We start from the raw sequence: 13,026 nt of genomic DNA on the forward strand, positions 1-13,026 counted from the left end.
CACTCCGGGCTCTTTTTTTTATCCTGGCCTTCCCCTTGCATTCCCCCTTTCGTTTCTCGTTTCCCATGGCAAAGCCTTCATTTCAACGTTCACGCCCGTGAAAATACCGTGAAGGAAAATGGGAACATGTCATCCTCTCTGCTGAAAGGAACTGTGGAATGGAAAGACCTGCCACGGGTGACGGGACAAGGCCCTTGACCTCCCGAAAACCTGTATCACCCACCGCTTATCCCATACATTTGACTTTGAACGGTGTGAAAACGCGCCTCCATGTGGAAGCCTGGACCTCGCTCCTTGAGGCTCTGCGGGAACAGCTCGGACTGACCGGAACCAAGAAGGGCTGCGATCACGGTCAATGCGGAGCCTGCACGGTGCTGGTCAATGGACGGCGGGTGAATTCCTGCCTGACGCTGGCCGTTATGAAAGATGGATCCGAGGTGACGACGATTGAAGGCCTCGCTCAAGGTGATGAACTGTCTCCGCTACAGAACGCCTTCATGGAAACGGATGCTTTTCAGTGCGGTTACTGTACACCGGGACAAATCTGCTCCGCGATGGGGCTTTTGGCAGAAGGCAAGGCCACGACCCGTGATGAGATTCGGGAGCAGATGAGCGGGAACCTTTGCCGCTGCGGCGCTTATCCGAATATCCTGGCGGCTATCGAAAAAGTTGTGCAGGAGAGCCGCTCATGATGCAATTCTCCTATCAAAGATCCCAGGATCTCCCCTCCGCCCTGTCCCATATCCGCAGCGCCCGCGATGCGAAATTCATCGGCGGTGGCACCAATCTTTTCGATCTGATCAAAGCCGATGTGATGCGTCCGGCTCAGGTTCTTGATATCAATCAGCTGCCCTTCCATGAGATCACGGATAATGACCAGGGTGGACTGCGCATCGGCGCTTTGGTCACCAACAGTGATGTGGCCTGGAATCCCTTGATCACGGCGCGTTATCCACTGCTGGCCAAGGCTATTCTTGCCGGAGCTTCTCCGCAGCTGCGCAACATGGCAACGACGGGCGGCAATCTTCTGCAGCGGACCCGCTGCTATTATTTTTATGATAAAGCCACACCCTGCAACAAGCGTTCACCCGGCAGCGGCTGCGGGGCCATCGGCGGATTCAATCGTATTCATGCGATCCTCGGTGCCAGCTCGTCCTGCATTGCAGTGCATCCGTCGGATATGTGCGTGGCCCTTGCCGCGCTGGATGCTGAAGTTCGGGTGGAATCCATGGACGGCTCGCGGGTGATACCTTTTGCTGACTTTCATCGCCTGCCCGGGGACACGCCTGAGCGTGATCATAATCTGCGTGACGATGAACTGATCACGGCGGTGGATTTGCCCGCGGATGATTTTTCCCAGCACTTCACTTACATCAAAATCCGGGATCGGAGTTCCTATGCCTTTGCTCTTGTTTCTGTTGCGGCTGCGCTGCAGATGGATAACGGAATAATCAAAAAAGCCCGCCTGGCCTTGGGCGGCGTGGCTCATAAACCCTGGCGACGGCCCGAAGCCGAGGCTCTTTTGGAAAACCAAAAGCCGGAACAGGCTGCATTCGAAGCCGCAGCCCAGGCGCTGTTGGAGGGCGCCAAAGGTCAGGGGCACAATAATTTTAAAATAGAACTGGCTCATCGCGCTATTATCCGCGCATTGAGCGAAGCCGCAGGTATGGAGGTGACGGCATGAATGGAACACCCATGGGCCAGGCCCTGCCGCGCGTGGACGGGCCCTTGAAAGTGACCGGCGAAGCGCCTTATGCGGCGGATATCGTGGTGCCGAACCTTACGCATGGCTATGTGCTGTCAAGCGGGATTGCCAAGGGCTGGATTCGGTCGATGAACCTTGACCGTGCGCTTGAAGTGAAGGGCGTTCTGAAAATCTTCACGCATGATAATCGACCCAGGACAGCCTGGTTTGATCGCAACTACCGGGATCAGGACAGTCCCGAAGGTTCACCGTTTCGACCTCTGGCCTCCGATCGCATTTTATTTGCCGGGCAGCCCATTGCGCTGATCGTGGCTGAGAGTTTGGATGTCGGGCGTTATGCAGCTTCACTCATTGAAGTCGAATACGGTGTGGAACCGCCGCAGACATCCCTGGAAATGCAGCGTGAAAAGGCCTTTGAACCCGGCAAAGCCAAGTCGGGTTATGAGCCTCCTCCCGCGCGTGGGAACGCGGATGAAGCCTATACAGCCGCTCCTTTGAAAATCGAGGCGCATTACACGACGGCCATTCAGCATCATAACCCGATGGAGATGCATGCCGCGACGGTGATCTGGGATGATAATGAGCGCCTGACCGTTTATGACAAGACGCAGAGTGTTCTGAACAGCCAGACCTATATCTGCAATGTGTTCAACTTGAAAAAGGACAAGGTCCGTGTGCTCTCGCCTTTCGTGGGCGGTGCTTTTGGATCGGGTCTGCGGCCTCAGTATCAATTGTTTTTGGCTGTGATGGCGACCCTGGAATTGAAGCGTTCGGTGCGTGTGGTCCTGTCGCGGCCCCAGATGTTCACCTTCGGGCATCGGCCCCGCTCGCTGCAGACGCTGCGCATGGCCACGAATGAAGAGGGCCAACTTCAATCGGTGATGCATGAGGCGATTTCGGAGACCTCACAGTTCGAAGACTATGCCGAGCAGATCGTCGCGTGGTCGGGATCGGGTTATGCCTGTGATAATGTGAAGCTTGATCATAAAATAGCCCGCTTGGACACCTATACGCCGCTCGACATGCGGGCACCCGGTGCGGCCAGTGGCGTCTTCGCCTTGGAAACGGCGATCGATGAAATGGCGTTCGCTGCGGGACTTGATCCTTTGGAATTCCGCCGCAGAAATTATGCGGATAAGGATCATCTGCATGACAAGCCCTTTTCCAGCAAGGAACTCATGGCCTGCTATGAGCAGGGCGCCGCGCGTTTCGGTTGGGCCGGTCGTCCCCTGCAGCCGCGGTCCATGCGTGAAGGCCATCAGCTGATCGGTTGGGGCATGGCCACGGGACAATGGGAAGCCTATCAAAGACCGGCGAGCGCGCGGGCCATACTTTCGGCGGAAGGGCGCCTTATCGTGAGCAGCGCGACCGCGGATTTTGGAACGGGCACCTATACGATCATGAGCCAGATCGCAGCGGAAACCCTGGGGCTGCCGCTGGCGGATGTCGTCTTCAAGCTGGGTGATAGCGCTTTGCCACAGGCTCCTCTTTCGGGGGGATCCTTCACCGCATCTTCGGTGGGCTCGGCGGTGCTTCAGGTCTGTGAAAAAATCAAAAAGAAGGTTTTTGACCTCGCCCGTGGCCTGGAAGGTCTTCCGTTCCACAAAAAATCCCTGGATGATGTGGTCTTCGCCGATGGATTCATCCATTTGAAATCGAATCCGGCTCAGCTGATTTCGATTGCGAATATACTCCGCTATTCAGGAGTGGGGTCTTTGGATGAAGAGGCGAAGTCCATTCCGAATGTCGCGAAGCAGGAGCGCTATACCCGCGTCACCCACTCGGCAGCCTTTGTCGAGGTGCGGGTGGATGAGGATTTTGGAACAGTGACCGTCAGTCGCGTGGTTTCCGCGGTCGCAGCCGGAAAAATCATCAATCCCCTGACCGCCCGCAGCCAGGTGATGGGCGGAGTCGTGTGGGGCATCAGCATGGCCCTTCAGGAGGAATCAGTTCTGGATCATAAGCTCGGACGTTTCATGAATCATGACCTCGCTGAGTATCACATCCCTGTGCAGGCTGATATTCATGATATTGATGTGATCTTTGTGAAAGAAGAAGACAAAATTGTAAACCCGCTCGGCATCAAAGGCATCGGCGAGATCGGAATCGTCGGCGTGCCCGCGGCCATTGGCAATGCGATCTTTCATGCCACGGGGAAACGGCTCCGCGATCTACCGTTTACCCTGGATAAAGTCGGCTTTTCCAGCCTAAATGCCTTCTCCTAGATGATTAAACGATTGGATCAGATCGGGTGGACGGACTATGAAACGTCCCCCGGTTTCGGCTAGACTCCGCTCAGAATGAAGCCAATCCTGAAAGGAGCCCTGGGAATGAAATCCGTCTGGCATTTTATGGTTATGCTGTTTTTCAGCTCCCCACTGATGGCCTCCATGATTCCACCGCGCGCTGTGCCTTATACGTTGAATGAACGCCTGAGCAACGGGATGAATCGCAGTGATTTTGATGCGGTCCTGGATCAGATCGAAGTCGTCTATCGGCCTATTTTTGAGAGTCTGGGCGGCGATTTATCTTTGGAGAGATTCTGGGACAGTTCGCGGGTGGATGCGCATTCCTCGCAGGTGCGGAACAACTGGATCATCCGTGTTTATGGGGGTGTCGCCCGGCATCCGGCCATCACCCGGGATGGTCTGGCTTTGGTTGTTTGCCATGAGATTGGCCATCATCTCGCGGGTTTTCCCCAGGTCAGCTCATGGGCCGCGACGGAAGGGAACGCGGATTATTATGCGACGCAGACCTGTTTGAAAACGATCTGGGGGAATGCGGCGCCGGTGGATCTGGAGATTTCGGACAAAGCTGAGGCACGCTGCCAGGCAGCTTCCCCGTCGGGTCAGGCGTTCTGTGTGCGGGCGCTGCAGGCTTCTTATTCCGTAGCCTCTTTCCTCGCTGATCTGGAAGCGGTCAGTATCAGCTGGGACCAGCCGGATCTGACGGAAGTCACGAGCACGAATTTAAGCTATCCGCCAGTTCAATGCCGCTTTGATACCCTGATCGCCGGGACCTTCTGTGATCGGCCGTCGTCGCACCTTGTGATTCCCTGGAATGAAAAAGAAATGGCTGCTGCCAGCTGCCATGCCCTGCAGAAGGATGAACGTGGACTGCGGCCACGCTGCTGGTTTCGTTCGCGTCTGCCCCAGGATCAGAAGTAAAGATTCACTGAGTAGGTAGGATAGATAAGACTGGAGGGTACCGTGCTGTTTCCGAGGGGCTGGTGATCATCTTTCACGAAGTTGGCCCGAAACCCGATTCCTATGCCGACAACCATGGATTTTATGAAACCGGGCCTCCCTCCTGCGCGCTTTTTGGAATCGGAAACAACGCGGACGGAAAAAAGAGTTTCGGTGGCGAGGAAATAATAGCTCGTGAGCCCGCCGCCATCCCAGGCCTTCCTATCCCACTCGGAAAGTCCAAGACGAATATTGGTCGTATAGCAGAGCAAGGTCGTGGAATTTTCTTCCATCCTGTCCTTAATAATGGGAGCTTCCAGACCCAAGGTGATGGCTTTTTGCGAGTTGGGGATACGGACCAGCGCGCCTGATGCAAGCTTGTCGACAACATGCTGATTGCCAAGGTGCACACCGATAAGACCGTATTTGCCATAGGCCACCAGAATCTCCGTGAAGGCATAGGCTGCCTCCATCTGGCTCGATCCGATAGTGGCTTTGATTCGATCGCCCTCGCCGAACTCTTTCGCCTGAAGTTTGGTCGTCAGAGCGATGAAGAGCAACGGAATCCATATAATCTTCGACATGAAGCAGGCTCCTTCAGGATTTGCAGGTGCATCTGCCTTCCATGAAGCAAGCCTCATACCAGCCGAAGCGCGCTAAAAACCCCGACGATTCCTTGCTGGGGATCGTCCACAACGGAAGCAGCGTGAAAATTCCCGGCACCATAAACTTAAAGTTTAGATCGCGATACCCTAAACCCTTCGTTTACGTTCGCGGTTCGACGCGGCAGGGAAGGCTTGGAGTTCGGAAGAGGAATGGCGGTGGCCATAGCTGTCGGCAGGCTTCAAACGCTGTCGCGGAGTGGGGAGGAACCGATCCTGCCCCAATACTCCAGCACCAGTTTAATGACCCGCTCAAGCTCAGCGTCTTCCTTGGGCTTGACGATATAGGAATTGGCGCCTTTGGAATAAGATGAATTGATCGAGTCCTTTTCCGCGCTCGAAGAAAAGACGACCACGGGAATGTCGTTCCATCGGCTTTCTGATTTGATCCGGGCCAGGGTTGTCGCCCCGTCCATCATCGGCATGACCAGATCCAGCAGGATGAGATCGGGAAAGAGGTATCCGCTCACCCCTGGCTTGGCCTGGGAAAGGTGCATGATGAGTTCCAGCCCGTTATCGAAAAGAAGGACCTGAGCCCTTTCTCCTGCGAAACGGTGGATGAGATTCACGACCTTGTCGCGGAATATGGGGTCATCATCGGCGAAGAGTACATTCAGAGATTTGTTGAGCTCGGGGGGCGGCATTGATGGCAGCAGCGGCTTCAATTTGTTGATCAGATCCCGCCGATTTTTAAGCCCACACTTGTCCAGGATATTGGCTATATGGACATTGAAAGTCGAGGGCGAGCAGCCCACCTTGGGCGCGAGCTGCTCGGATGTATCATGGGGATTGCGCAGCATTTCCCTTAAAACATCCGTTTGCTTGCTGGAAAGCCTGTGTTCGCTTGCGAATTTTAGGAGGGCCTCATTGTCGAGCATGCTACGCCTTTGCTTCAAGATAGCCATTTTGAGGTGTTCGGTTTCCAGACGAAAAAGCTGAAGACCTCTTCGCAACACATTGATTTATTTGAATAAATCTAGAAAATGACGGAACTCACAAAGAACGCCTGGGGCAGCTTGATCTCCAAAAGAAAAGGAACATGGTGCGGCGCCGAAGCCTGATCCGGATCCTGCGTAAGAATTCGGACCGAGCCGCCATGCTGCTGAAGCAGCTGCCTGACCGCAGAAACTCCAAAGCCCCGTCCCGAGATTTCCGTAGCCACTTCCTTCGTGGAAACGCCACTCAGGAAGACGAATTCCGCAATGCGATCACGGTCCTCGACGCTTTGCCAGGGCCAAAGCTCAGGTCGCCCGGCTTTCTCGGCGATCTTGTGGAGATTCAAACCCTGTCCATCATCACTGAACTGGATAAAAAAGTTTCCATTACTGTCTTTGCAGGCAATCCTGATCGTGCCGACAGGCTGTTTGCCTTTGGTGAGCCGCTCATCAGAATATTCGATGCCGTGATCTATGGCATTTGACAGAAGATGGGGAATGACCGTCTGAAGAAGGCGATAGCCCTCGTCGTGGATGGGGCTGTCGGGCGCGACGATGTCGATGACAGGCGGCTGTTTTTTGAGCTTCATTGCTATCGAATGAGCTTCGTGCGTCAGATCCTCAAGGGTCTGCTTCAGAAGGGGAAAGCTTTGTCGGGCTATGTACTGGAGCATATCCTTTAAAGGCCCGAAATCACCATTCCCCCTTGCCATGCCTTCGACGCGATCAAGGAAACGGAGATAGTCCTGGCGGTTGATCTCGATCGTCTGCTGGTCCTCGATTCCCCATCCTAACTTTTTCAGGGCGATGGTCTCGATACGTTCGTGCTCCTGCCAAATTTTCTGCAGAGGACGCCCCCAGTCCTCAATGGGATTGGGCCCGCGATTTCGAAAGGTCTGCAGCTCCTGCTCCGCGATATGAATGAGTGTCGCATAGTCCGCGAACCCCATCGAACGGCCATTGCCCTTCAACGTGTGCAGGTTGACCATGATGAGTTGATAGGCTTCCATGGAGTCGCCGGGCGCCGTCATGAGCTGAAAGCATTGGGTCAACTTCATTCGGGATGACAGCATGAAGTTTAAAAAAGCCCGTTTTCCGGCTTTGACTATGGTCTTGATCACGGCGATTTCCGCGTCGAGTTTTTCCGTCTGGGATTTCTGCAGCTTCAGCTCGGTGACATCCCGCATGGCCATGAGAATCTTCTGAACCTGTCCCTTGTCATCACAGATGGGGTCCCAGTCCAACTCAAAGAAGCGCTGGCGACCTTCAAAATCGACCTCCATATCGCGCGGCAGATGTCCATGATTGAGTTCGAATTCCAGGATGTTGTGACCAAGCACGCTGCTGATGACGTTGCTGCAGATCGTGAGTTCATCCGCCTGCAAGCGACTCCGGTTCAAGAGGAAGACATCGAGTTTTTTTCCGGCGATTTCATCCTCGGACATCATTTCGTGAAGATAGAGGCTGTATTGCGGATCAATCGTCAGATCCTGGCTGGATATCGTCAGGATGCCCTGTCGAATGTTGCGCAGAATAGCCTGGATGCTGCGGGTTCGATCTTCGACGATGAGTTCCAGATTGCTGTTGATTTCATTGATTTCGGCATTGCGGAGTTCGACGGCCTCTGACAGTTTCGTTTTTTCCATCGCCAGTTTCTCAAGACTGGTGTTGATGGTGGTGACTTCACGGAACGTGACAGCGAATTCCTTGGCGTTCATGAGAGCGAAGGCCATGGCCATGCTGAGGTTGGCCAGAAGCATGTTGCAGCCATATTCCTGATAGGAGTCGATGGCAAAGTCCTGCACCATCGGGAAGATGAAGACGAGGCAGAGGACGGCTCCACCCACGAAAAAGAGCATACCGGCGAGTCGATGTTTCAGCCCTGTGTAAAGCGTCGTGATGACGATAACAAGTGCGCAGAAGAAACAAAGAGCAAAAAGAAGAATCAGGGCCGGCATGATGCGATAGTGCAGAGCGAGGCAGGTCAGAAACCAAAGTCCCAAGACCAGTGACTTGGCGAGACGGTGGGTGCGGGCAGAAAAGAGGAAGGCGATTTTTTCCATGGAGTAGAAGAGGAGGGCGGCGACTCCAAGCAGGTAGAGAATGGTACCTACCTGCAAAAACGTCAAAGGCGTCAGTCCCAGGTCAAAAATATAGAAGAGGCTGACGGGCAGGGAAAAGAGCGAATAGAAGCTGAGATAGAGCGAGGATTTGTCGCTGGGGCGAAAAAGAAAGATGCACAGATAGAAAAGGGCGATCGTCGCAAAAACCCCGGCGATCGCCTGAATGAGAAAGCGACTTTCATAGATAACGTTATGAAGATAGTACTCATCACCCAGATAGAAGCTCGAAAGGTTGAGGAGGTTGCCTTCAGGCGTGGCGGGGGAGGAGACATGAGCCAGCAGCGTGAAGTCCCCGGATGCCTGGAAGGCGGCGATCGGAGCCTCGGCATATCCAAAACTCCGGTTCGCTGCAGGGTCTGGATCGGGTTGGCCAGCTTTTATCAAGCGGCGGGATTCCGTTTGCGTTGCGAAATAGAGAATCATGGGGTGATAGAAGCGCGGAATGGCGAGGGCAAGGTCTCTTTGCTGATCATTCCGCACGCGGATGATGAACGTTCCATGATGGGAAGAGGTTCCGGGTATGGAATAAGGCCCTATCTTCATGTTCAATGGAACGCTCAGCGGTTTTTTTTGGGCGATGAGGCGCTGCAATTGGTCCTGCGAATAATGCTGCGGCGGAAGGAACTCGCCTGGGAAGAACAGGACCTCGCCGCGAACGTGAAAGTATTCGTTCCGTGCAATATGGCGTAGGTCTATTTCACTGTTTTCCACGGAAACAGGAGTTTCGTTGCCGAATCTCAGAACAGAAACCTGTTTCAGCCAGGAGCTTGCGGCCACGGCTTGGCTTGTCCACATCAGGACGAGGATGAGCACGATCTTTTGCATGGAATATTCCTTGTGATCGTTAAATTCTCGCACCTGCTCAAGCCTTAGTGCAATGGGATTCTGCGTCGCGCCTCACAGCCGGTTTTCCGCGTCGCCATCCTCCTGAATGATTAAACGATTGAATCAGTTCTGATGGACGGACTATCGCTTGTCGCGGAGTCTCGGCTAGACTGCGGTCAGTCATTCCAAAAATGTTACGAACCCGTTCTCAAACCAGGTGGATTATCATGTGCTTGGATAGCGGGTGGAGGAGGGGACTATGAAACTTATGAATGGACTGCTCTTGACCTTCATGCTGAGTTTTGCGCCGGGTCTTCGTGCTGATCTATCTCAGTGGAATAGCGAGGCCTGGAATGAAGACTTCGCGTGCGATGCACCCCGGCCTTACCTGCGGTTTGAGATGACCGGCGAATATCGGCTGAGCAATGCCTATCTTTTACTGAGCGCGGCGGCTCTGGCGGAATCGCGAGATCGGGAAACCATTGCGTCGGGGATCAAAGACTGGGGTTTCACCGACCTCGAATTCATCGGCAAACCCCGCTTCGGTGCGTTTGGATATTTCGCCGAGCGCGAGGAATTGAACCTTCTCAGTTTTCGTGGGACCAATAGTTTTCGCGAGGGTCTTTTCAATACCTTCTTCCTGCCTTCATCCTTTGAACCTTTGGGACTGGCCGGCGCAGGGCATCACGGGATGATGCTTCACTTTAAAAAACTCCTGCGTGAATCCGAGGCCATCTTAAGACGGCATGATCCCGGGAAGGCAAAGCCGCTTTTTATCACGGGACATAGTCTTGGAGGCGCCATGGCGCTGCTCCATGCTCTGCATTTTGCCAAAGATGGATGGAACGTCGTCGCAGTCTATACAAGCGCGCAGCCCCATGTGGGGGATGAGGCGTTCCATCAGGAGGTCGCGGATTGGCTGCCCGAGCGTTATTTCCGCATGGCCCGGACGGATGATCCCACGCCTCGCGTGCCGCCCATTGCCAGCACCCGCGAGGTCTTCGGTCAGTTGGTCCCCTTTTTATCAGGTCCTTTGGAAAAACTCGTGGGTCAGATGAATTACGGAGCGAGCCGCACACCTTATCTTGAAATCGGCTCGCGCTTGACCTGGCAGAACGGAGATCCTGAGCTTTTGGAGGCCGCATTCTGGAATGACCTGAAATACGGCCTGGAGAATCCAAAGTCGCTGCCCGATCTTGTCAAGGCTCTGCAGAGCCGCATGCAGGAGCATCCGCCGCAGAATTATATGTGCGCTTTCTTACGAGCACTTGAGGGTGGATCTTCGATCCCCTGAAATCGGCAGGATAAGCTGGAGGCAGGTGCCGCTGTCACCATCGCTGCGATCGGAAAGTTGGATCTCACCACCTTGCTGCTGGGCGAGTTCCCGCAGAGCCGCAAGGCCCATGCCGCGACCGCTGGATAGACTGATGTGATCGGCGGTGGTGACCTCATCCTGCCACAGGATTTGCGCCAGCTCGTCCTTGTTGCGGAAGGTCCAGCCGCGCGCCTTGGCAATCGCTTCGAGCTTGCTCCATTGGATGCCGGCCCCACGATCCCAGATGCGAACCTGAAGGCCTGTGGGCAGGCGCAGTGTTTCGATCCGGAAATCCAAAGGCCTTGGCACATGCCCGGCAGTCTCGGGACGGATATAGCCATGATCCACAGCGTTGTTCAGCGCATGGGTGAAGACAGTTTCCATGGTCCGCAGAAGGTCCGAGGTCCAGCCCTGCCAGCTGTCGATGAATTCAAGCCGCAAGGGTCGGTCCTCAAGATCTGGATAACGCTGACGGATGTCTTGAAAGATGCGATTACAGATGGCAAGGATGCTGTCCTGAGATGCGGAGCCGCCCGGCAGCATCGTACTGAAAAGGGATTCATAGTGGGCAAGCAGCTGATCGAGCGACTGCAGCAGGGCTGCGGGATAGGTCGCGGCTGAGCGGATTCCGTCTTCGATCAGATGAATTTCCGCGGCCAGATTCTTCAGACCCAAGGAACGGGCGTTGCCTTTCAGGGTGTGCCAGTGCCGTTTGGCAAGCGCATCGGCCTTCGCATCGGGCGCAAGGCACGCTGTCAGCCATTGCCGGGTATCCCGAATGCAGTCGGTGGCCCGCGCAAAATTCTGCGTGACCAGTTCCTGCCACAGGCGCTGCAAATAATCATGACGTGACTTCTCCTTCAGCACCTCATGTTTCAGCTGCTCTTCATGCGTATCATCGCGGATGACCAGCTGCAGTCCCCGCACGCAGCGTGTTCTATCCCAAAGAGGTTGCCAGGAAATATTCAGGATTTTGGATTTGTAAGGCAGTCGACTCGGCAGCTGCGCAGCATTCAATTCCCAGGCGAGTTCCTCTTCATTCAAAAGGGCGCTCAGGCTTTGCCGGATTCTTTCCTTTTCATCCCCGGGCAAGGAACTGGGGGCGATCACGCAATCGAAGAGAGTGCGCGAGGCCAGGTCGTCGCCTTCCTGCAAGAGGCTTTCGAGCTGCTGGGAATGACCGGCCTTGATGATGCCCTGGGCGTTGCAGTGCAGGATGCCTTCATGAATGGAATCGAGTATGCCCTGGATGTGCTCCTTCTGCTTTTTGATGATTTTATCCTTGATGCGAAAGCGCATCAGGATGCCGATGATCACGAGCGAGAGGAGGACCCCGATGCTCAGATAGATCCTTTGCCTTGCGCTCTCCTTCAGCTCTTTTTCCTGGATGGTGTTCTTATGCTCCAGCTTTTGCAGCTCGAATTCCGCATTCAGCTTCTGACTGAGGCGTCGATCATTCTCGGCTATGCTTTCATAGCGTTTGAAATAGAGTTCGCGCCATAGCTCGGAGGCTTTCTTATGCTGGGATTTTTCGGACGAGAGATTGGCCATGAATTCGAGGTACGGATATTCATCCCGATGATATTTCGATTGCTCCAGCCAATGTCGGGCATCAGCCGCATAACCCTCGGCGGCCTCGACGTTGCGCTGGGCCATATAAAGTTCGGCCAGGACCATGCTGTTCCAATAGCGCCTGTGAGGAGCATTCAGGGCCTCGAAATTCTTTTGCGCCTCGTGAGCGGAAGCCAGGGCTTTTTCCAGGTGACCCTGGTTCTGATGGATCATGGCTATCGCCTGTTGGGTCATGGCCATGCTGCCCGGATCCTGGATGGCTTTGGCCCAGATCAGCGCTTCGTGCAGGGCATCCAGGGCCCCGCTATCGTTATCGGACTTCATGTAGCTCAAGCCTCTGTTGAAATTGAGGATGTGTTTCATGAAGCGATAGCCAGGCCGACCTTGAATGGACTTCAGTATATCCTGGTAGGTTTCCCAGGCCAGGCGATGACGATCGCCGACCTGGTTATAGTAACTGGCGAGATCCTGCCTTTGGAGAAGGACCCAGTCATCCTCGGGCTGCGTTTGCAGGATTTCGTTGGCTTCCTGCAGCTTTTGGAGCGCCTCCTGAGGCCTGAAGGAATCGGCGGCTTCACTGGATTGCAGACCGAGGACATAGACGAGCAGATAGGAATCATGGAAGCGACGCGCGAGCTGCTCGGCCTTTTTCAAAGGACCATAAACATCCGCATCCCGCTGAAGAGATCCCTGACTCTGAGCCT

At 54.6% G+C, this 13,026-nt stretch carries 9 protein-coding genes; 5 read left to right on the forward strand and 4 right to left on the reverse strand.

The window, feature by feature from the left end; all coding sequences use genetic code 11:
• The first annotated feature begins 158 nt into the window (after positions 1-158).
• The 4 genes from VFO10_RS17635 to VFO10_RS17650 all read left to right on the forward strand — a co-directional run bounded on the left by VFO10_RS17635 (position 159) and on the right by VFO10_RS17650 (position 4,872).
• Positions 159-692: a (2Fe-2S)-binding protein gene (locus VFO10_RS17635; RefSeq protein ID WP_325142551.1), complete on the forward strand. Its 534-nt coding sequence runs from the start codon at positions 159-161 to the stop codon at positions 690-692.
• Positions 689-1,684, forward strand: coding sequence for a xanthine dehydrogenase family protein subunit M (locus VFO10_RS17640; protein ID WP_325142553.1), 996 nt, complete (start codon positions 689-691; stop codon positions 1,682-1,684). The genes VFO10_RS17635 and VFO10_RS17640 overlap by 4 nt, the downstream gene beginning before the upstream one ends.
• Entirely contained in the window at positions 1,681-3,930 is a 2,250-nt protein-coding gene (locus VFO10_RS17645; RefSeq protein ID WP_325142555.1) for a xanthine dehydrogenase family protein molybdopterin-binding subunit, read from the forward strand. The genes VFO10_RS17640 and VFO10_RS17645 overlap by 4 nt, the downstream gene beginning before the upstream one ends.
• A 105-nt stretch (positions 3,931-4,035) precedes the next feature.
• Positions 4,036-4,872, forward strand: coding sequence for a hypothetical protein (locus VFO10_RS17650; protein ID WP_325142557.1), 837 nt, complete (start codon positions 4,036-4,038; stop codon positions 4,870-4,872).
• On the opposite strand, the gene VFO10_RS17655 is transcribed toward VFO10_RS17650, so the two are convergent.
• From VFO10_RS17655 to VFO10_RS17665, 3 genes are all read right to left on the reverse strand, one after another.
• The gene (locus tag VFO10_RS17655; RefSeq protein ID WP_325142559.1) at positions 4,863-5,474 is read right to left on the reverse strand and encodes a hypothetical protein; all 612 of its coding nucleotides are present in this window, start codon (positions 5,472-5,474) and stop codon (positions 4,863-4,865) included. The two genes, VFO10_RS17650 and VFO10_RS17655, sit on opposite strands and share 10 nt — an antisense overlap.
• Positions 5,475-5,734: 260 nt before the next feature.
• Positions 5,735-6,457 (reverse strand): response regulator, encoded by a 723-nt coding sequence (locus tag VFO10_RS17660; protein ID WP_325142561.1) that lies wholly within the window; start codon positions 6,455-6,457, stop codon positions 5,735-5,737.
• A 71-nt stretch (positions 6,458-6,528) separates the two neighbouring features.
• Positions 6,529-9,435, reverse strand: a complete 2,907-nt coding sequence (locus tag VFO10_RS17665) for an ATP-binding protein (RefSeq protein WP_325142563.1) — start codon at positions 9,433-9,435, stop codon at positions 6,529-6,531.
• Between the two features lie 259 nt (positions 9,436-9,694).
• Here VFO10_RS17665 and VFO10_RS17670 point away from each other — a divergent pair, with 259 nt between their 5' ends.
• Positions 9,695-10,729: a lipase family protein gene (locus tag VFO10_RS17670; protein ID WP_325142565.1), complete on the forward strand. Its 1,035-nt coding sequence runs from the start codon at positions 9,695-9,697 to the stop codon at positions 10,727-10,729.
• Here the strand turns inward: VFO10_RS17670 and VFO10_RS17675 are convergent.
• Positions 10,694-13,026, reverse strand: a 2,333-nt coding sequence (locus VFO10_RS17675; protein ID WP_325142566.1) for an ATP-binding protein, incomplete at its 5' end; no start/stop codon positions are given. The genes VFO10_RS17670 and VFO10_RS17675 overlap by 36 nt on opposite strands.

The organism is Oligoflexus sp. (genome assembly GCF_035712445.1).
Lineage (GTDB): Bacteria > Bdellovibrionota_B > Oligoflexia > Oligoflexales > Oligoflexaceae > Oligoflexus.